At 71.0% G+C, this 20239-nt stretch carries 18 protein-coding genes; 6 read left to right on the top strand and 12 right to left on the bottom strand.

Annotated elements, in window-relative coordinates; genetic code table 11:
- Positions 1-44: 44 nt before the first annotated feature.
- Complete coding sequence (idi, locus tag QSK37_RS32110) at positions 45-635, top strand: isopentenyl-diphosphate Delta-isomerase (RefSeq protein ID WP_285628792.1); 591 nt, start codon at positions 45-47, stop codon at positions 633-635.
- Here the strand turns inward: idi and mug are convergent.
- A complete protein-coding gene (gene mug / locus QSK37_RS32105) occupies positions 625-1185 on the bottom strand; it encodes a G/U mismatch-specific DNA glycosylase (RefSeq protein ID WP_285628789.1) in 561 nt (186 codons plus the stop codon). The genes idi and mug overlap by 11 nt on opposite strands.
- 168 nt (positions 1186-1353) lie before the next feature.
- Positions 1354-4110, bottom strand: coding sequence for an aconitate hydratase (locus QSK37_RS32100; protein WP_285628787.1), 2757 nt, complete (start codon positions 4108-4110; stop codon positions 1354-1356).
- A 273-nt stretch (positions 4111-4383) separates the two neighbouring features.
- Here QSK37_RS32100 and QSK37_RS32095 point away from each other — a divergent pair, with 273 nt between their 5' ends.
- Together QSK37_RS32095 and QSK37_RS32090 are read left to right on the top strand one after the other, a co-directional pair.
- Positions 4384-4986: a PadR family transcriptional regulator gene (locus QSK37_RS32095; protein ID WP_285628785.1), complete on the top strand. Its 603-nt coding sequence runs from the start codon at positions 4384-4386 to the stop codon at positions 4984-4986.
- Between the two features lie 14 nt (positions 4987-5000).
- Positions 5001-5612, top strand: a complete 612-nt coding sequence (locus QSK37_RS32090; RefSeq protein ID WP_285628782.1) for a DUF1707 SHOCT-like domain-containing protein — start codon at positions 5001-5003, stop codon at positions 5610-5612.
- Positions 5613-5741: 129 nt separating this feature from the next.
- Here the strand turns inward: QSK37_RS32090 and QSK37_RS32085 are convergent, their stop codons facing one another.
- The 9 genes from QSK37_RS32085 to QSK37_RS32045 form a co-directional block, all read right to left on the bottom strand.
- Positions 5742-6350 carry an NUDIX domain-containing protein gene (locus QSK37_RS32085; RefSeq protein WP_285628779.1) on the bottom strand — a complete coding sequence of 203 codons (609 nt, stop codon included), beginning with the start codon at positions 6348-6350 and terminating at the stop codon, positions 5742-5744.
- Positions 6340-7545 (bottom strand): ROK family transcriptional regulator, encoded by a 1206-nt coding sequence (locus QSK37_RS32080; protein WP_285581769.1) that lies wholly within the window; start codon positions 7543-7545, stop codon positions 6340-6342. The genes QSK37_RS32085 and QSK37_RS32080 overlap by 11 nt, the downstream gene beginning before the upstream one ends.
- A 17-nt stretch (positions 7546-7562) precedes the next feature.
- Positions 7563-8864, bottom strand: a complete 1302-nt coding sequence (locus QSK37_RS32075) for a sugar ABC transporter permease (protein WP_285628777.1) — start codon at positions 8862-8864, stop codon at positions 7563-7565.
- 8 nt (positions 8865-8872) lie between these two features.
- On the bottom strand, positions 8873-9676 hold the full coding sequence (locus tag QSK37_RS32070) for an ATP-binding cassette domain-containing protein (RefSeq protein WP_285628774.1): 804 nt from the start codon (positions 9674-9676) through the stop codon (positions 8873-8875).
- Between the two features lie 61 nt (positions 9677-9737).
- Positions 9738-10832, bottom strand: a complete 1095-nt coding sequence (locus QSK37_RS32065; protein ID WP_285628771.1) for a sugar ABC transporter substrate-binding protein — start codon at positions 10830-10832, stop codon at positions 9738-9740.
- A 390-nt stretch (positions 10833-11222) separates the two neighbouring features.
- Positions 11223-12629 (bottom strand): lipase family protein, encoded by a 1407-nt coding sequence (locus QSK37_RS32060; protein ID WP_285628770.1) that lies wholly within the window; start codon positions 12627-12629, stop codon positions 11223-11225.
- A gap of 165 nt (positions 12630-12794) precedes the next feature.
- Positions 12795-14720: a serine/threonine-protein kinase gene (locus QSK37_RS32055; protein WP_285628767.1), complete on the bottom strand. Its 1926-nt coding sequence runs from the start codon at positions 14718-14720 to the stop codon at positions 12795-12797.
- Between the two features lie 20 nt (positions 14721-14740).
- Positions 14741-15496, bottom strand: coding sequence for a nucleotidyltransferase domain-containing protein (locus QSK37_RS32050; RefSeq protein ID WP_285628764.1), 756 nt, complete (start codon positions 15494-15496; stop codon positions 14741-14743).
- Positions 15493-16173, bottom strand: a complete 681-nt coding sequence (locus tag QSK37_RS32045) for a nucleotidyltransferase domain-containing protein (protein ID WP_285581756.1) — start codon at positions 16171-16173, stop codon at positions 15493-15495. Before QSK37_RS32045 ends, QSK37_RS32050 begins: the two co-directional genes overlap by 4 nt.
- 376 nt (positions 16174-16549) lie before the next feature.
- On the opposite strand from QSK37_RS32045, the gene gndA reads away from it, so the two are divergent.
- Positions 16550-17974, top strand: a complete 1425-nt coding sequence (gene gndA, locus QSK37_RS32040) for an NADP-dependent phosphogluconate dehydrogenase (protein ID WP_285628761.1) — start codon at positions 16550-16552, stop codon at positions 17972-17974.
- A gap of 213 nt (positions 17975-18187) precedes the next feature.
- On the opposite strand, the gene QSK37_RS32035 is transcribed toward gndA, so the two are convergent.
- Positions 18188-18832, bottom strand: a complete 645-nt coding sequence (locus tag QSK37_RS32035) for a TetR/AcrR family transcriptional regulator (RefSeq protein WP_285628758.1) — start codon at positions 18830-18832, stop codon at positions 18188-18190.
- 144 nt (positions 18833-18976) lie between these two features.
- On the opposite strand from QSK37_RS32035, the gene QSK37_RS32030 reads away from it, so the two are divergent.
- Entirely contained in the window at positions 18977-19756 is a 780-nt protein-coding gene (locus QSK37_RS32030) for a glucose 1-dehydrogenase (protein ID WP_285628755.1), read from the top strand.
- Positions 19753-20229 (top strand): nitroreductase/quinone reductase family protein, encoded by a 477-nt coding sequence (locus QSK37_RS32025; RefSeq protein ID WP_285628752.1) that lies wholly within the window; start codon positions 19753-19755, stop codon positions 20227-20229. Before QSK37_RS32030 ends, QSK37_RS32025 begins: the two co-directional genes overlap by 4 nt.
- Positions 20230-20239: the final 10 nt, after the last annotated feature.

The raw sequence follows: 20239 nt of genomic DNA, 5'->3' as shown, positions 1-20239 counted from the left end.
GAAGTTCAGGTAGCGCGCCGTAACAATCGGATATAAAGAACGGGATGAGCGAACAGAGAGTGACGACAGACGAACTGATCGTGTTGCTCGACGCCGAGGGGCGGGCGGCCGGCACGGCGCCCAAGGCGCCCAGCCACCATGAGTCCACGCCCCTTCACCTGGCCTTCTCCTGTTATCTCACGGACGACGCCGGACGGGTCCTGATCACTCAGCGGGCCCACGGCAAGGCGTCGTTCCCCTCGGTGTGGACCAACAGCTGCTGCGGGCACCCGGCGCCCGGCGAGAGCCTCCGCGAGGCGGTGAGCCGGCGCGTGGCCACCGAGCTGGGCCTGCGCACCGAGGCGCTCACGCTCGTGCTGCCGGAGTTCCGCTACCGCGCGACGGCGGCGAACGGCCTGGTCGAGAACGAGCTGTGCCCGGTGGTCCGCGCGGCCGCGGCCGGCGAGCTGCGGCCGCACCCGGAGGAGGTCGCGACGGCCGAGTGGCGCGACTGGGACGCCTGCGTCAAGCTCGCCGATCATCCGTCGGCCTCCCCGTGGTTCCGCTCGCAGATGGAACGGCTCGTGCCGCTGGGCGCTCCGGCGACGTGGCCGGCCGCGTCGCCGGAGCTGCTGCCGCCCGCCATCACGTGGTGACCGGCTCATCGGCGGCCGTACGCAACGCGCGGAACTCCGCGGCGAGGGTGTCGACGGTGTAGTGGGCGTTCAGCCCGGACGGGTTGGGCAGGATCCACAGGCGCGCCCCGCCGAGCGTGCGGTCCTGGGGGCCGATGCGAGCCGACCGGTCGCCGAACGCCGTGCGGTAGGCGGTCACGCCGAGGACCGCCACCGCCCGCGGCGCGTGCCGCTCCACGAACGCCTCGAGCAGCGCCCCGCCCTCGGCGAGCTCCTCCGCCGTCAGCTCGGCCGCCTGGGCGGTGGCCCGCGCGGCGAGGTTGGTGATGCCCAGGCCGTAGGAGGGCAGCAGGTGCTGCTCGGCCGGGGTCAGGAGCCGGTCGGTGAAGCCGGAGCGGTGCAGCGCCGGCCAGAACCGGTTGCCCGGCCGGGCGAAGTGATGTCCGGTCGCGGCGGAGTAGAGCCCCGGGTTGATGCCGGAGAGCAGCACCCCGCCACGGGGCGGCACGACGTCGGGGATCGTGCGGTCCTTCGCGGCCGCGAGCTCGGCGGCGGTCGGTCGAGACATCATTGACGAACGGTATCCCCCTAGGCGCGCGGCACGGTGACCTGACCATGGATCACATATTACTGAGGGTAGCTATGAATTTACCCTCCGCACGCGCGGTTTCACGACGCACACGAAGGGCCGCCTCACACAGAGACGGCCCTTCGCACGTCCGGACTCCCGCAGACCTGCCTACTTGCGGAGCAGGGAGCGCAGGACGTACTGCATGATCCCGCCGTGGCGGTAGTAGTCGGCCTCACCCGGAGTGTCGATGCGGAGGACCGCCTGGAACTCCTTGTCGCCGGCCTTCACCGTGACCTCGCGCGGGGTCTCACCGTCGTTCAGGCGCTCGACGCCGACGATGTCGAAGGTCTCCTGGCCGGTCAGGCCCAGGGACTCGACCGACTCGCCGTCGCGGAACTGCAGCGGGAGGACGCCCATGCCGATGAGGTTCGAGCGGTGGATGCGCTCGAACGACTGGGCCAGCACCGCGCGGACGCCGAGCAGGCTGGTGCCCTTGGCCGCCCAGTCGCGCGAGGAGCCGGAGCCGTACTCCTTGCCGCCGAGCACGATCAGCGGCGTGCCCTCCGCGGCGTACGCCTGCGCGGCGTCGTAGATCGACATCTCCTCGCCGTCCTTGACCGTGACCCCGCCCTCGGTGCCGGGGGCGAGCAGGTTGCGCAGGCGGATGTTGGCGAAGGTGCCGCGGATCATCACCTCGTGGTTGCCGCGCCGGGAGCCGTAGGAGTTGAAGTCGCGGCGCTCGACGCCGTGCTCGGTGAGATAGCGGCCGGCCGGGCTGTCGGCCTTGATCGCGCCGGCGGGCGAGATGTGGTCGGTGGTGACCGAGTCGCCGAGCAGCGCGAGGACCTTGGCGCCGGTGATGTCGTTGACCGGCTCCGGCCGCTCCCCCATGCCGTCGAAGTACGGCGCCTTGCGCACGTACGTCGAGTCGGGGTCCCACTCGAAGGTGTTGCCGCCCGGCGCGGACAGGGCCTGCCAGCGCTGCTCGCCGGCGAACACGTCGGCGTAGTCGCGGCTGAACATCTCCTGCGCGATGGCCGACTCGACGACCTCCTCGACCTCCTGCGGCGACGGCCAGATGTCCTTCAGGTACACCGGCTCGCCGTCGGACCCGGTGCCGAGCGGGCCGTTCGCGATGTCGACGTCCATGGAGCCGGCGAGGGCGTACGCGACGACGAGCGGCGGTGAGGCCAGGTAGTTCATCTTGACGTCGGGGTTGATGCGGCCCTCGAAGTTGCGGTTGCCGGACAGCACCGACGTCACGGCCAGGTCGCCCTCGTTCACGGCCGCGCTGATCTCCTCGGGCAGCGGGCCGGAGTTGCCGATGCAGGTCGTGCAGCCGTACCCGACGAGGTTGAAGCCGAGCTTCTCCAGGTACGGCGTGAGGCCCGCGCGGTCGTAGTAGTCCATGACGACCTTCGAGCCCGGGGCGAGGGAGGTCTTCACCCACGGCTTGCGGGACAGGCCGCGCTCGACCGCCTTCTTGGCGAGCAGCGCCGCGCCGATCATGACCGAGGGGTTGGAGGTGTTGGTGCAGGAGGTGATCGCGGCGATCACCACGGCGCCGTGGTCCAGCTCGAACTCGGCGCCGTCCACGCTGACCGTGACCGGGTTGCTCGGCCGACCCGCGGCGGCGTCGGCCGCGCTCTCGGCGGGCTTGTCGCCGCTGCCGTTGTGGGCGATGGCCGGGGAGTCCGAGGCCGGGAACGACTCGGCGGACGCCTCGTCCAGCGGGCCCCGGATGCTGTCCTCGGAGACGTAGTCGCGGACCGAGGTGCGCCAGGCCTGCTTGGCGTCGGACAGCGCGATGCGGTCCTGCGGGCGCTTCGGGCCGGCGATGGACGGGACGACCGTGGACAGGTCCAGCTCGAGGTACTCGGAGTACTCCGCCTCGTGGGCCGGGTCGTGCCACAGGCCCTGCTCCTTGGCGTACGCCTCGACGAGCGCGACCTGCTCGGCCGGGCGGCCGGTGAGCTCGAGGTACTTCACGGTCTCGCCGTCGATCGGGAAGATCGCGCAGGTGGAGCCGAACTCGGGGCTCATGTTGCCGATGGTCGCGCGGTTGGCCAGCGGCACCGCGCCGACGCCGTCGCCGTAGAACTCGACGAACTTGCCGACGACGCCGTGCTTGCGCAGCATCTCGGTGATCGTGAGGACGAGGTCGGTGGCGGTGGTGCCGGCGGGCAGCTCGCCGGTGAGCCGGAAGCCGACGACGCGCGGGATGAGCATCGAGATCGGCTGGCCGAGCATGGCCGCCTCGGCCTCGATGCCGCCGACGCCCCAGCCGAGCACGCCGAGGCCGTTCTGCATCGTCGTGTGGGAGTCGGTGCCGACGCAGGTGTCGGGGTACGCGACGCCGTTAGTGTCGAAGACGACCCGGGCCAGGTGCTCGATGTTCACCTGGTGCACGATGCCGGTGCCGGGCGGCACGACCTTGAAGTTGTCGAAGCCCTGCTGGCCCCACTTGAGGAACTGGTAGCGCTCACCGTTGCGGCCGTACTCGAACTCGACGTTGCGCTCGAAGGCGTCCTCGCGGCCGAACACGTCGACCTGCACGGAGTGGTCGATGACCATCTCGGCCGGGTTGAGCGGGTTGACCTTCTCCGGGTCGCCGCCGAGGTCGCGTACGGCCTCGCGCATCGTGGCGAGGTCGACGACACAGGGCACGCCGGTGAAGTCCTGCATGATCACGCGGGCGGGCGTGAACTGGATCTCCTGGTTCGGCTGGGCGTTCGGGTCCCAGCCGGCGAGGGCGCGGATGTGGTCCGCGGTGATGTTCGCGCCGTCCTCGGTGCGCAGGAGGTTCTCCAGCAGAACCTTCAGGCTGTACGGGAGGCGCGCCGAACCCTCGACGGCATCCAGCCGGAAAATCTCATAGGACGCGTCGCCGACACGGAGCGTCTGTCGGCTGCCGAAGGTGTCCAAGTCGTCTCCTCCTCGTGCGCGCTCGCCGCGGGATCCCCCCTCGTAGCGGAGCGCGGGGGCGGTGTCTTTACGTTCCGAATCTTGCCGCAACGGGGGACGGCGGCGAGCACTGAGGCTCACCTAACTTCCCGCGCGAATTTCTCTCGACGTCAAGGTATCACAGGTATCTCGACATCGAGGTATCTGTGCGCCCTGTTGACAGCGAGCGCTATCGATATATCGTTGTCGTATCGCGAGGGATCAAAGACTGATCCCAGAAGGGAGTGCAGAACCATGCACGCGACATCAGACGCATCACGTCGGCAGCGCGGCGGACGCCGCGGAGGCTTCGGACGGCGGGGCGGTTTCCCCGGCCCGTTCGGCGGCCCGTTCCCCGGTCCGGTCGGGGGGCCGTTCGGCGGTCCGCCGCCGTGGGGAGGACGCCGGGGCAAGGCCCGCCGGGGCAACGTGCGGGCGGCGATCCTGGCGCTGCTCGCCGAGGAGCCTCGCAACGGCTACCAGCTCATCCAGGAGATCGAGGAGCGCAGCGACGGCGAGTGGCGGCCGAGCCCCGGTGCCGTCTACCCCGCGCTCCAGCAGCTCACCGATGAGGGGCTGATCGAGGCCGAGGAGCAGGAGGGCCGCCGCACGTTCCGCCTGTCCGACAGCGGACGGGCGTATGCGGAGGCCCACCCGGACGAGGTGAACGCCCCCTGGGAGGCGATGACCTCCGACGTACGCGACGACGTGCGCGACCTGCTGGGCACCGCCGCCAAGACCGGCGCGGCCGTCATGCAGATCGTCCACACCGGCGACGAGAACCAGGTGGCCGAGGCACGGGAGATCCTGACCGAGACGCGGCGCCGGCTGTACCGGCTGCTCGCCGACGACGAGTGAGGATCCGAAGCACGATGAGCCCCGAGCAGCTCCGCGTCGGCGACGCGGAACGCGACGAGGTGACCGCGGCCCTGCACGAGCACTTCGCGCAGGGCCGCCTCACCCGCGAGGAACTCGACGAACGCCTGACCGCGGCCCTGTCCGCCCGGACCGTCGGCGATCTGCGGGCGATCACCCGCGACCTGCCCGGCGCCCTGGCGGCCACGGACACCGGGCCCCGGGGGCGCGGCCCGTGGGAGCTGGGGACGGCGTACTGGGGCCGGGGCCGGTTCATGGCGCCGTGGCCGCGCGGCGGCTGGGGCCCGCACGGCCGGGGGCCTCTCGTCCCGGCCACCGGTGACGAGGCGGATGACGGCCCTTGGGCTGCGGGCGGCGGGCCACCGGTCGGTCGCGGGGGATCGGCTTGGGCCGCGGCGCGGGGCGGGTGGGGACCCGCCTGGAACGGCTGGGGGCCGCCGCGCGGCCGGCCCTTCGGCCCGTTGCTGCTCGTCGCCCTGATCATCACCGCGGTCACCGGCGGCTGGTGGGTGGTGCTCCCCCTTCTCGCCTGCCTGTGGCTCGCGGTCGCCTTCCGAGGCCTCAGGGGCATACGTCACGCCCGCCGCCACCTGATCGCGCGGCGATAGGGCGGTCTCATGAGAGCCCGCGCGGGCAGGGGCGGCGGTGCCGCGCGGCCGGCCTACGAGGAGGTCGAGCCTCGTTCGCGGTGGGCGCGCGCCACCGGACGGCGGCCCTTGTGCGTCAGCCCCCTCCGGTCACGCTCCCAGAAGGGTGGTGAGGCCGCATACGGCGCGCCCGAGATTCGGGTCGGTGGTCGCCGGCGGCAGGGCGCGGGCCTCCCCCGGCGTCACCCAGCCGATCCCGGCGAACTCCCGCGTGTCGTATCGGGTGATCTCCTCAGGCCGCGCCTGGACGGCGTACCAGAGGGAGACGTCCGTGTGGCTGCCGGCGCCGCGCGTTCGTGCCACGGAGACGAAGAACGGCGTCCGGCCGGTGGGCTCCAGCGGGGCCGCCTCGACGAACAGCTCCTCCCGGCACTCGCGGGCGACCGTGGCCCACGGGTCGCGGTCGGCCGGCTCGACGTGGCCGCCCGGTGGCAGCCGCAGTCCCGCGCCCCGGTGGTCGGTCAGCAGGAGACGGCCCGTGCGCGGGTCGACGACGGTGAAGTACGCGACCAGGTGGACGGCCGGCACGTCCGGCTTGCGGACCCGGTAGAGCGGGGCGCCGCCGGCCGCCCATTCCCGTGCGTACCGGCGGTGCGCGGCCTCGGTGCCGTCGGCGGGGCGGAGCCGGTCGAGCAGGGCCACGAGCCGGGCCCTCGGGTCCGCCGGCTCGTACGGGACGGGCGGCGACTCAGGCGGCATGACGGCTGAGGGTACCGATCGGGTCTTCGAGGAGGGGTTCGAAGGCCAGTTCGGCGGCGCCGACGATCTGGGCGTCGGGGCCGAGCGCCGAGGCGGCCAGGCGCACCTGCTCGCGCGGCGCCACGAGTGACGACTGCGCGGCCGCCTCCGCCACGGTGTCCGCGGTCGCCTGGTACAGCTCACCGAGCGGGCCCGCGAGGATGACGATGTCGGGGTTGAAGGTGTTCACGAGGATGCCGACGCCCACGCCGAGCCAGTTCGCGACGCGGGCGGCGGCCGCCACGCAGTCACGCTCTCCCGCGGCGGCCTTGGCCAGCACGTCGCGGTAGGCGTCCATGCCGCTGCCCGGGCGGCGGCCGGCCTCCCGCAGCAACGCGTCGGCACCGACCTCGGTCTCCAGGCATCCGGTCGAGCCGCACCGGCAGAGCCGGCCGTCGGGATTCACCCGGAGATGACCGATCTCCCCCGCGTACCCGCCCCGGCCTCGGAGGGGGCGTCCGCCGACGAGGATGCCGCCGCCGATGCCGATCTCGCCGGACATCACGACGACGTGCTCGTACCCGGCGGCCGCGCCACGCCAGTGCTCGGCCAGCGCGCCCAGGTCGGCGTCGTTGGCGATCACGGCCGGGAGGTCCAGCCGCTCCCCCAGCCGAGCGCCGAACGGCACGTCGGTCCAGCCGAGGTTCGGCGCGAACCGGAGCAGACCGTCCTCGTGCCGGACCACGCCCGGCACGGACAGCCCGACCCCCACGCACCGGGCACCGGACGGGGCCGCCCGGCGCAGCCGGTCGCACGTGTCGGCGATCGCCTCGACGGTGACGTCCAGATCGCTCCAGTCGCGCTCGGGCTCGACGTCGACGCGGTCGAGCACGTCGCCGCCGAGCCCGACCCTCGCCACGGCCAGGTGCCGTACGCCCAGGTCGACCGCCAGGACGTACACGCCCTCCGGGAAGGGCACCACCTCCAGCGACGGGCGGCCGGCCCGCCCCTGGGCGCTCGCTGAGCGCTGCAGGACGAGCCCGGCCTCCGTCAGTTCGGCGACCAGGTCGCCGATGGTGCTCCGGTTCAACCCCATCTCCGCGGTGAGCAGGGCACGCGACCGGTGACCGTGCCGGTGCACCTCGGTGAGGATCGTGCCGAGATTGTGCCGGCGCACGTCGTCCTGGGTCGACCCGCGGATGCGTCGACGCGTCACGGGATCGCTTCCGGGGATCAGCGGCCGGTCGCGGAGCGGCGACGCCGGGCCAGCGCGTCGATGCTCGCGGCGAGCAGGAGGAAGCCACCGGTGATCAGGTAGTTGAGGTACGCCTTGGCGCCCAGCAGGCCGAGGCCGTTGTCGATGGTCGCGATGACGAGACCGCCGATGAGGGCGTCACGCGCCTTGCCCTTGCCGCCGAACAGGCTGGTGCCGCCGATGACGGCCGCGCCGACCGCGTACAGCAGCGTGTTGCCGGCACCGGCGTCGGGCGTGACCGAGCCGAGGCGCGAGGCGAGGACGATGCCGCTGATGGCGGCGAGCGTGGAGCCGATCATGAACACCGACATCCGGATGCCCGTCACGCTGATGCCCGCGCGGCGCGCCGCCTCGGCGTTGCCGCCGACCGCGTACACGTGCCGGCCGTACGTGGTGCGCTGCAGCACGAACGTGCAGATGATGAACAGGACGGCGACCAGCGGCACGCCCCACGGCACGCCGCCCAGGAAGATGGTCGACACGCGCGCCCGGTTCTGGTTCAGCACGGCGGTCGCGCCGATGAGGATGATCGCGATGACGATGATGCGCGCCAGGACGAGGGCCATCGGCTGCCGGGACAGGCCCTTGGCCGCCTGCCGCTGCTGCCGCAGGAGCTGGAAGCCCGCGTACAGGACGACGCACACCACCGCGAGCGTCCAGCCGAGCCAGACCGGCATGTTCTTGTTCGCCAGCGCGATGATCACGTTGTCGTGCACCGGCACCGTGCCGCCTTCGCCGATGAGCTTCAGGGCGATGCCCTGGAGCCCTAGGAAGAAGGCCAGTGTGACGACGAACGACGGGATGCGCACGATGGCGACGAGCGCGCCGATGACCCCGCCGATGATCAGGCCGGTCACCAGAGCGGCGATGACGGCGACGATCCAGTTCACACCGCCGTCGATGAGCAGCTTGCCCATCACCGCCGCGGACGAGCCGCTCGCGACGCCCGCGGACAGGTCGATCTCTCCGAGCAGCAGGACGAAGACCAGGCCCATCGCGAGGATCGCGACCGGCATCGCCTGGGTCAGCAGGTTCGCCAGGTTGAGCTTGGACAGGAACGTCTCGGGACGCAGGCCGTAGAACAGGATGACCAGGACCGCGAGCCCGAAGACGGCGGGCAGCGAGCCCAGGTCGCCGGAGCGCAGGCGCGCCCCGTAGTCGCTGAACGCCGTGGACACCGTCTGGACACGGGTGTCGGCGGAGAACGCGGAGTCGGCCGAGTCCGCGGCGGGCGGGGTGTCCTCGACCGTCTCGGCAGGCTGGGGGGTGTCTGTGGACATGGTGAACCTCAGATGCTTTCGGCGGCGGTCGCGGGCGCGAGTCCGAGGTCACCGGACCGGCCCGTGGTGATGAGTTCCACCACCTGGCTGTGCGTCACGTCGGAGCGGGCGACGTCGGCCGCGACCCGTCCCAGGTAGAGCGTGGTGATGCGGTCCGCGACCTCGAACACGTCGTTCATGTTGTGCGAGATCAGGATCACGCCGTGACCCGTCTCGGCGAGCCGCCGGACCAGGTCGAGCACCTGCCGCGTCTGCGCGACGCCCAGGGCGGCGGTCGGTTCGTCGAGGATGACCACCTTCGACTCCCACAGCACGGCCTTGGCGATCGCCACGGTCTGCCGCTGGCCGCCGGACAGGCTGGCCACCTGCTGGCGGACCGACTTGACGGTGCGCACCGACAGCCGCGCGAGCGTCTCACGAGCGGACTGCTCCATCGACGCCTCGTCGAGGACGAGGCCCTTCTTGCGCTCGCGCCCCAGGAACATGTTCTGGGTGATGTCGAGGTTGTCGGCGAGCGCGAGGTCCTGGTAGACGATCTCGATGCCGAGGGCCGCGGCGTCCTTCGGACTGCCGATGCTCACCGGACGCCCCTCGAACATGACGCTGCCCGAGTCGATCGGGTGGATCCCGGCGATGCACTTGATGAGGGTCGACTTACCCGCGCCGTTGTCACCGACCAGCGCGGTCACCTGGCCGGGATGAACGGCGAGGCTGACGTCGTGGAGCACGTGCACGGCTCCGAAGCTCTTGTTGATCCCCACGAGTTCGAGCGTGGGGGTGCCGTTCTCGGACGGCGTTTGGTTCTCGGACAACGTTTTCGTTCCCCCTAGGACGGCGAACGGGGCGCCCGCTCCGGCGGGCGCCCCATGACGGTCACTGGATGCCGGCCGCCTTGCACTTGGCGGCGTAGCCGCCCTTGCACACGTCGGAGGCCTTGACGCCGCCGTCGGTGATGACCTGCTTGATGTTGTCCTTGAAGATGCCGATCGGCTGGAGCAGGATCGAGGGCACCTGCCGCTTGCCGGTCGGGTCGTCGGCCGTGCCGTTGGTCTGCGGCTTCTGGCCCTTGGCCAGCGCGGTGACGACCTTGACGAGGCTGTCGGCCTCCTGACGGTTCGGCTTGTAGACCGTCATGCACTGGGTGCCGTCGAGGATGTTCTGCAGACCCTGCGGCGTGGAGTCCTGGCCCGTGACCGGCACCTTGCCGGCCACGCCGTTCTTCTTCAGGATCGAGATGGCCGCCTGGCCGAGGCCGTCGTTCGCGGCGTACACGCCGTCGATCTTGCCGTTCTGCTGCGTGTACATCTGCTCGAAGATGGTCGCGGCCTTCTGGTTGTCCCAGTCGGGCACGGCCTGCTCGGCGACCTTGGTGTAGTTGGTCACCTTGTCGAGGACCTCGTGCGCGCCGTTCTTGAAGAGAGTGGCGTTGTTGTCGGTCGGGGAACCGTCGAGGTAGACGATGTTCGACTTCTTGTCGCCCAGGCACTTCTGCAGGCCCTGGCCCTGGACGCGGCCGACCTGCGTGCCGTCGAAGGACACGTAGTAGTCCGCGGAGCCGCCGAGCGTCAGCCGGTCGTAGTCGATCGTCTGGACGCCCTGCTGCTTGGCCTTGCTCTCGATCTGGGCGCCGGAGGCGGAGTCGAGGTTGACGATCGCGAGGATGGTCACGCCGTTCGTGATCATCTGGTCGGCGATCGTCTGCATGCGCTGCTTGTCGCCCTCCGCGTTCTGGATGTCGGCGGGGATGCCGGCCTGCTTGAACGCCTGGGTCAGGACAGGAAGGTCGAAGTTCTCCCAGCGGACGGAGGACTTGGTGTCGGGGAGGATGATCCCGACCTTGCCCTTGATCTTGCCGCTGTCGGAGCCTGTGGTCTTGCCTTTGTTGTCATCTCCGCTGCCGCAGGCCGCGAGGCCCGCGGTGGCCATGGCAGCGATCGCCGCGATACACGCCGTGCGCTTCAGTCTCACGTCGACACCTTCTCCGAGCTCCCCAAGGAAACAGTTTGTTTGGCCGCACAACGTATTCCTCGTGAGCTGCCGCGTATAGGGCCCGAAAGGTGGAGACACGGGACGGTTACGACATCGAAATCTGATCGTCACATAACTCTCCGAGACCGATACGTCGCGGTTCGCGATGACGGGTCAAGGGTGCCCAGGACAGGCCACGGTTGGCGACGTTTCCGCAGGCCGTATGCGATGACAACGTAGGACAGAAAGGGACTCTGGACGGCCGGCGGCGAGAGGTGGTGCGGTCCGGCGACGAGGGTCGCCCGGCGGTGACGATGCGTGACCGAAACGGCGGATTGCCGCTTCGGGTGAGCGCCCCCGGGCCGTGGGCCCGGGGGCGCCGCTCCCGCGTCAGGGCTGGACGGGCATCGTCCAGCAGTTGGAGGTGGCCGCCTTGCCGGACAGGCGGTCGGTGAGCCAGGACACCGCGTCGCCCTGGTCGGTGATCAGCGGGGTGAGGTGGTTGGTGAGGATCTTGTCCCCCAGGTTCGGCAGGACGAGGGGCTGGTAGGTGACGTTGCCGCCCTTCTGGCACCAGTCCACCGCCAGTTGCCGGGCCTGGGCGTGCGGGACGATGTCGTCCTGGGTGCCGGTGGCCAGCCGTACGGGACCGGCGGGCTTGAGCGTGCCGATGCGCTGCGCGTCGAGTTCGGCCTGCGCCGACGGGTTGGCCGCGATGACGGCGGCGATGGACCGGCCGCTGGTGGTCCACTTGGTGCTCGTGGCGAACCCGTAGGTGAGGATCGCCTCTCCGATGCACATGGTCGACAGGTCCTGCAGCGCGGCCTTGCCGGCGGCGTTGGTGTTGGCGTCGAGGATGGTCTTCAGGGCGGGGTCGGACTGGGTGAAGCCGTTGATCGCCCAGCCGAGCGCACCGGCGAGCGCGCTGCCGTCGATGCCCTTCATGGTCGAGGTCAGGTCGGCGGGCGGGGCGCCGGCGTAGGTGCCGGCCAGGTTCACGTCCGGCGCGTACGAGGGCTGCAGCTCGGCGGCCGCGGCGCTGGCGCCGCCGCCCTGGCTGTAGCCGTACAGGCCGACGCGCGAGGCGCCGGTGATCGACGCTCCCGGTACGGCGTGCGCCGCGCGGGCCGCGTCCAGCAGCGCGTGCCCCTGGTCGAGGCGGTTGACGTAGGTGTGCAGCCGGTCGGTCGCGCCGAGGCCGACGTAGTCGGTGACGACGACCGCCGCACCGGTGGAGAGCAGCCGGTAGATGGCGAGGTCGTCGTAGCCGACCGACAGCGTCTGGCCGGTCAGGTTCAGCGGGTACTGCAGCGCCATCGAGGCCGCGCACTGGTCGCCCTGGCCCATCGTGCCCGAGGCGAAGGCCACCAGCGGCCGGGAGCCTCCGCCGTGCCAGGCGGCCGAGGGCTCGATGTACGCGCCGGTCACCGCGACCGGCCGCCCGTTCGCGTCGGTGGACCTGTACATCAGCCGGGTCGCCGTGCCCGGCAGCGGACGGCCGTCCAGGCCCGGCAGGCTCAGGCCGAGCGGCAGGGGCTCGGTGCGGACCAGCGCGCCGTTGGCGGACGGCAGCGTGGCGGGCGGGTCGTAGAACGCCGGGATGGTCACCCCGCGGGACACCTCGCCGGGCGACACGACGGAGGCGGACGAGGGTGCGGCGGTCAGGCCGACGCATGCCGCGACGGCCGCGATGACGGCCAGGGCTCTTCCGCCGCCCGGCCTTCGCCGGACGCCGGCGAAGGCCGCCGGAGAGGTCGGATCGATGGGGGCACGGAGACGGGGGGCGATGCGACGCACAGGGCTCTCCTCGCTCTGCTACGGGGAAGTGGCCGCAAATTAACAGCGCCTGCCGTCGCGGGTAACTCACCAGTAGGTTACGCGTGGGTAACTTCGGCCGAGTCACTAATCTGTTGCCGATTTTTACCTGTTGATCCATCAATCTCGGATAATGGCGGAGCTGCCTCAGTCCTTGGCGGGGCGGAATGTCGTGGCGAAGGCCTCGAAGATGGACTTGCTCGCCTTCCAGCGGCCGTCCGGCACCTGCCAGTACAGGGCGTAGGCGTGCTTGCCGTTGGCCAGGATGTTCCGGTTGAGCACGTGCGTACGGCCGCTCGAGCCCCGGTAGGTGAACTCCCAGTCGGCGGCCTTGCGGGCCTGCGGATAGTCGATCGATTCCAGGCGCACCCGGTGGTAGTCCGAAAAACCGCCGCGCCGGGCGGCCTCCTGTTCCTTCCAGTCGGCCAGCGGGTTGGACTTGGGATGGTCCGACTGGTCGACGATGAGGATCCGCGAGCTGTGCGGGTCCTCCACGTACAGGTAGTGGCCGTGGTGCTTGGCCGTCCAGCCGTCCGGTACGGCGATCGAGAAGCCCGTGTCGTCGTGATGCCAGTGATAGCCGTCCGGGAGGACGACGGCGGTGGGCGACGTCGTCGGGGAGGCGGTCGCCGCGGGCGATGACGCCGACGGCGACCCCGTGGAGGACGGGCTCGCCGGCGCGTGGCTCGGCGTCGTGCCCGCGTGTCTCGCGGACCGGCGGTCGTGGGCGTTCCCGCCGCCGAACACGGCGACGGCGGCCCAGGCCAGCAGGGCCACGGCGACCACTCCGGCGGCGGCCATCAGGCCGGCCCGCGCGCGCCGGGACGGGTGGTGGCCGGTGGCCGGGACGGTGCCGACCGTCGCCGCGTCCAGCCCGGCCGTTCCGGTCGTCGCCGCGTCGGCGGTCGCCGGTTCCGGCGATCGGTCCGGTGTCGCCCCTGTGGCCTCGGTGGTCCCCGTGTCCCCGCTCGCCGCCGGCGCGGCGAGGTCCCGCGGCTCGTCCGGGCGCTCGACGCGGTCGGATGACGAGGGCGCCACCGGGTACCCGTCGGGTGCCGGGCGCGGGACGGCCTCGCTCGGAAGGGAGTCCTGCGATGCGGAGTCCTCCGAGGGGGACGGTCCCTCTGACGAGGGTGGCCCGACGGGCGTGATGCCGCCGGACCGCCGGCCGCGGGCCGGCCGGCGGCCGCGCTTGGCCGGCTTCGCCCGCTCCTCGCCTTGGACGGGCTCCACGCCTTCCCGTACGGGCTGCTCGGCGGCGCCATCGGCGATCTCGCGCAGGCGTTCGGCGACGGTGTCGACGGACGGGCGGGCCGACGGGTCGCGCTGGAGCAGGGCGCGGATCAGCGGCCACAGCGGGCCCGCGCGTTCGGGTTCGTCCGGGTCGTCCATGACGAGCGCGGCGAGGGTGGCAACCGAGCTGTCGCGGTCGAACGGCGGGCGGCCCTCCACGGCCGTGTACAGCGTGGCGCCGAGGGACCACAGGTCCGACTCCGGTCCCGCCTTGTGCCCGCGCGCCCGTTCGGGCGCCATGTACGACGGCGAGCCGATGAGCACGCCCGACGAGGTCACGGTCGAGCCGCCCTTGGCGGTGGCGATCCCGAAGTCGCCGAGCACGACCCGTCCGTCCTCGGCGAGCAGGACGTTGCTCGGCTTCACGTCGCGGTGCAGGACGCCCGCCGCGTGCGCCGCCCGCAGGCCGCCGAGGAGCTGCAGGCCGATCGCGGCCGCGCGCTCCGGGGTGAAGGGACCGTCGGCGCGCACGGTCTCGGCGAGCGACCGCGACGGGACGTACTCCATCACGATCCACGGCCGGTCCTCGTCCTCGACGATGTCGTACAGGCCGACGACGTTGGGGTGGTTGAGCCGCGCGTTGGTCCGCGCCTCGCGGAGCGTACGGCGGCGCAGCGTCTGCTGTTCGTCCTCGGGCAGGCCGGGCGGGAAGACGACCTCCTTCACCGCGACCCTGCGGTCGAGCACCTCGTCGGAGGCGAGCCAGACCACGCCCATGCCGCCACGCCCGATGACGCTGCCGAGCCGATACCGGTTCTTGAGTAGACGGGGGGTGTCCACGACGTACCGATTTACCCTTGCTACCGAGAGCTAACGTGCGGACGGCCAAGACGTGCGCGTACGACGAGGTCGTGCAGCGCCGGTTCGGCGGTGGCCTGTTCGGGCAGCGGCGAGCGGTCCCGCTCCTCCTCCAGCCGCGCCGTCATCGCGTTGACGTCGGCGGCGAGGCGTTCGCGGCCCGGCGCGTCCGGGGGCAGCGTGCCGTGCTCGGCCTCACGTTTGGCCGCGACGAGCTCCGGCACGTACGCCGGCGCGTGGCCGAGGGCGGTCAGGTCGGCGACGACCTCACCCGTCCGCATGAGGTGGATGCCGGTGGACAGCACGCGGAACGTGTAGAGCAGCGGCTTGAGCTCCCCGGTGCGTTCGAAGAACCCCCACTGCGTGCGCGCGAAGCCGAGGTAGTGGTGCGCGTGGTGAGGTGTCAGGCAGTCCGGCGCGAGCGCGACCAGTTCCTCGTGCAGCGGTGAGGAGGCGACGACGAGCGGCGAGAGGAGCTGTTCCAGCACGTAGCCGTTGCGGCGCAGCAGCAGGCGGGCGAACTTGGCCAGGTCGTGCGTGACGAGGTCGACCTCCACGCCGTCGCGCGTCCAGGTGCGATCGATGGTCTCGGCTCCGGTCCGCAGGCCGACGACGTCCTCGATCGGCATCAGGTGGACGCCGCGCAGGTCGACGTCGGAGTCGACGGACGGGAACCCGTACAGGTGTGCGCCGCTGACCGTCGCGAACACCACGTCGCCGGTCACCTCGCCGAGCCAGGACGGCAGCGTACGGGTCATCGCGCGCCCCTCCGCCGTACCGAGACCAGGAAGTCCTCCACCCGCGCCCGGTCCGGCTCGGCGGGCAGCGCGCTGCGCTCCACGGCCGCGTCCAGCTCGCGGGTCAGCGACTCCCGCCAGGCCTCGATCTCCGCCCACGGCACCTCGCCCCGGCGTACCGCGAGCAGCCGCTCCCGGTGCTCCGGCACGCCGACGAGCGGCTCCCCGTGCGCCAGGAGGTGCCGTCCGCTGATCATCAGGCGCAGCATGTGCATCACGTGCTTCCAGCGCGGCTCGCCACGGGTGCGCAGGTCGCCGGCCAGCTTCCGGAACTGGCTGTCGGCGTACCGCAGGAACGTCCGGTGCGCGCGCCGGGACAGGAAGGCCCAGCGCAGGGCGAGCAGTTCCTCTCCCCGCTCGGTGACCTTCTCGACGAGGGGCGACCAGAGGCACTCCAGCGCGGTCGGGTTGGCCTCCAGCGCGAGCCCGAGAAAGCGTTCCAGCTCCCAGGAGAAGCGCTCGGCGTCCGGCCCGTCCACATGCGTCGGCGGCTTGGCGAACCCCCAGAACAGCGGTGTCGGCGCGACGAACACCCCGCGCCGGTCGACGTCGCTGGCCTCCGTGGCGAGACCGTACGCGCGGGAGCCGACCACGACGGACAGCACCGTGTGGTCGCGCACCAACGAGAGATCATCCACGAGGGGAAAGCCTGTCGGAGATCGCCGGTGTGGCCAACGTTATTTGCTCAAAAATCCTGACTTTCCGCGATGGGCCCGCGTGGGCGATCGCCGGACCGGCACCGCGACCCGGTGGCGCTCTCGCGGCGGGTAAGCGCCGGAACGAAGAGGCCGAGCCCCGCCGTGTGCGGCCCCGGCACGCGGCGCATACCGCCGGTAGCCAGTCAGAACGCGCGGAAATACGACTGTCAACGCACGATACGACGTTCCAGCTTCCTATTCTTCGAGATGCGGCATGCACCTTGGAAAGCCATCCGCCCTCCCGGCCGGGTCGGCCCACGGACGGCGTCCGCGGCCTCATGGGCCGGAGCGGCTAACCTGGGCACGGGGTGATGATGTGGGAAGTCAGATCGGTGTCACCGGCCTCGCCGTCATGGGGCAGAACCTCGCGCGCAACATCGCGCGCCACGGATTCCCGGTGGCCGTGCACAACCGCAGTGAGAGCCGGACGAAGCATCTGATCGAGCGCTATGGGGACGAGGGCGACTTCACGCCGGCGACCTCGCTGGAGGACTTCGTCGCCTCGCTCGACCGACCGCGCCGGATCGTGATCATGGTGAAGGCGGGCGGGCCCGTCGACGCGGTGATAGACGAGCTGGTGCCGCTGCTCGACAAGGGCGACATCCTGATCGACGGCGGCAACTCCCACTTCGAGGACACGCGGCGGCGGGAGAAGGCACTGGCCGAGCGCGGCCTGCACTTCCTCGGCACCGGCGTCTCCGGCGGTGAGGAGGGCGCGCTGAACGGCCCGAGCATCATGCCCGGCGGCCCCGACGACGCGTACGCCCCGGTCGCGGAGATCCTCACCACGATCGCGGCGCAGGTGGACGGCACGCCGTGCGCCGCGCACATCGGCCCCGACGGCGCGGGCCACTACGTCAAGATGGCGCACAACGGCATCGAGTACGCCGACATGCAGCTCATCGCCGAGGCGTACGACCTGCTCACGAGCGCCGCCGGCCTGTCCGCGCCGGAGATCGGGCAGATCTTCCGGCAGTGGAACGAGGGCGACCTGGAGTCGTTCCTCATCGAGACGACCGCGACGGTGCTCGGCCACACCGACGCCGCGACGGGCCGTCCGCTCGTCGACGTGATCCTCGACGAGGCCGAGCAGAAGGGCACCGGCCGCTGGACCGCGCAGTCGGCGCTGGAGCTCGGCGTACCGGTCACCGCGATCACCGAGGCCGTGTACGCCCGCGCGCTGTCGGCCCGCAAGGACCAGCGCACGCGCGCCGCCGCGATCCTGCCCGGCCCGTCCGGCGGTTCGGCCCCGGACGGCTTCGTGGACGCCGTACGCGACGCGCTGTACGCCTCCAAGGTGGTCGCGTACGCGCAGGGCTTCGAGCAGATGCGCGCGGCCTCCGACGAGTACGACTGGAACGTCGACCCGGGCACGCTCGCCACCATCTGGCGCGGCGGCTGCATCATCCGGGCGCGCTTCCTCGACCGCATCAAGGAGGCGTACGAACGCAGCCCGGAGCTGCCGAACCTCCTGCTGGACGACTACTTCCGCGACGCGGTCGCGAACGCCCAGGACGCGTGGCGCAAGGTCGTGCACACCGCGGTCGACCTCGGCGTCCCGACCCCGGCGTTCTCGGCGTCGCTGGCCTACTACGACGGCTTCCGCCGCGAACGCGGACCGGCGTCGCTGATCCAGGGCCTGCGCGACTTCTTCGGCGCCCACACGTACCGCCGCGTGGACCGCGAGGGCGTCTTCCACACACTGTGGTCGGAAGACCGCCGCGAGGTCTCCGCCGACTGACCCGGCACCCCCTGGCCGCCCGCCCGCCCGGCGCCCGGCCAGGGGTCACGCCGGTCGTCCGGTGTAGGCGTCCACCGCGACAAGGTCGGCATAACCGTTGCCGAGTTGCACTTCCCGCCCGAGGATCACCAGTCTCGGCTGACCGGACAGGGGCAGGAAGATCCGCGAGCTCAGGCCCGCGGGTACAGCGAGACTCAGTCGCGGTCGGCGGGATCAGTCGTTGGCGGACGCCCCTGGTCCAGTCGCGGCGTACCGGGCCGCGATGGTGCGGACGGCCTCGTCGACCACCTGAGCGACGCGTTCGGTGCTCACCTCCCAGCCCGGCACTAGGAGTGTCGGCCAGAAGACGTAGTTGGAAATCATGCCCAGGAACTGCGTGGCTGCGAGGTCCACGTCCTCGATCCGCACCGTTCCCGCCTCGTGCTCGGCTAGAAGGTAGCTGCGTACGGACTCGAAGTAGGGCATCTTCCCGTGCGAGAACTGCGCATGGGCCAGTTCGGGGAATCGCGGCAGCTCGGCGATGACGATTCGGAACAGGCTGGTCATCTGGGGGCGTCTCAACAGCTCGGCGTAGCGGCGACCGAAGGTGCTGAGCCCGTCGATGACGTTGCCTGCCGGCGGAGGCTTCTCTTCGTCAGCGGTCGACCAGGACTCGGTGACGATGGCGTCGAACAGGGCAGCCTTGGTCGGAAACTGCTTGAACAAGGTGGCACGCGAAACGCCCGAGCGCTCTGCGATCCGCGCCAGCGACGTCCGGTCGTAGCCCAACTCGAGAAACAGTGCGGTCGCGGCCGTCACGATCAGCGCGCGCTTCTCCTGGGCGACGCGCTGGTGATACGTCGTCACGACCTTGCTCATGGACCGAGCATACGAGATGAGTGGCTTGACTCGCCACTCCCCCCGGCCTACCGTCAGGGCAGTGGTGAGTCACTCGGCTCACCATCGGCCGCCGTTCATCACTGATGATCCCGGTCAGTCACCCACGTACCGAAGGAACATCCGATGCCCCGCTTCGACGACCAGACCGTGCTCGTGACCGGCGGGACCGGCGGCCAGGGCTCGAGCCACGTACGCGCCTTTCACGCGGAGGGAGCGAACGTGGTGATCGGCGACATCGACGCGGAACGCGGCGCCGCTCTCGCCGACGAACTCGGGACCCGCGCTCACTTCGCCCGCCTCGACGTCACCGACGAGAACTCGTGGTCCGCCGCCGTGCTAGCCGCCGAGAGCGCCTTCGGTGCCCTGAACGTGCTCGTCAACAACGCGGGCGTGCAGAATCCGCCTGCGACAATCGAGACCACGGACCAGGCCACGTGGTCGCGCATCCTCGACATCAACCTCACAGGGACCTTCCTCGGCATCAAGGTCGCAGCCCCCGCTCTGCGCCGCGCAGCAGGGGGAGCCATCGTCAACGTCGCCTCGACCATGGGCCTGGGCGGCACGGCTCACTACGCGCCGTACGTCGCCAGCAAGTGGGCCGTGCGAGGCCTCACCCGAACGGCAGCACTCGAACTCGGCCGCGACCACATCCGGGTGAACACCATCCACCCCGGCGTGATCGCGACCCCCTTCATCCAAGAACCAGCAGCCGGCGCAGTCACGGCAATCGCCGACTTCTACTCACCCGAGCCGTTCGCCATCCCTCGGCTCGGGGAGCCGACCGACGTCAGCCGCCTTCTCCTGTTCCTCACGTCATCAGACGCGTCGTTCATCACGGGGTCGGAGTACGTCATCGACGGTGGACTCCTCCTCGGCCCCGCCCTTCAGGCCGCGACCGCATGAGCACTCCCGACACGACCGGGTCGAACGACTCCGCACGGGACGCGTCTTTGTCGCACCTGCCCGATCACATCCGGCACGCCATTGAGATCACCCCCGCCGCGGGCACCAGAGAACGGATCATCGACATCACGACGCTGGGGCGCCGCACCGGCCGGCCACGCCGCATCGAGATCTTCTTCTACCGAGCTGCGGGCACCACCTATCTCTGTAGCGGCGCCGGCGGTGCCGCGACCGACTGGCATGCGAACCTTCTCGCCAATCCCAACTTCACCTTCCACCTCAAGAACGGGACCCATGCAGATCTGCCCGCACTGGCCACGCCTGTCACCGACCCAGCCGAACGTCAGGCCGTGCTGACGGAGATCGTCGCGGATCTCAATCAGCCCCACGATCCCGGCACCATCCGGCCGACACGGCTCGAAGACTGGGCCGACAGCCGGCTGATGCGCATCAGCTTCCGCCCTCGGCCGTGATCGCGGGGAC

It is taken from the genome of Actinoallomurus iriomotensis, from assembly GCF_030269445.1.
Lineage (GTDB): Bacteria > Actinomycetota > Actinomycetes > Streptosporangiales > Streptosporangiaceae > Actinoallomurus > Actinoallomurus iriomotensis.
Note: the sequence above shows the minus strand (reverse complement) of the source record. Positions and strands in the feature narration are given on the sequence as shown.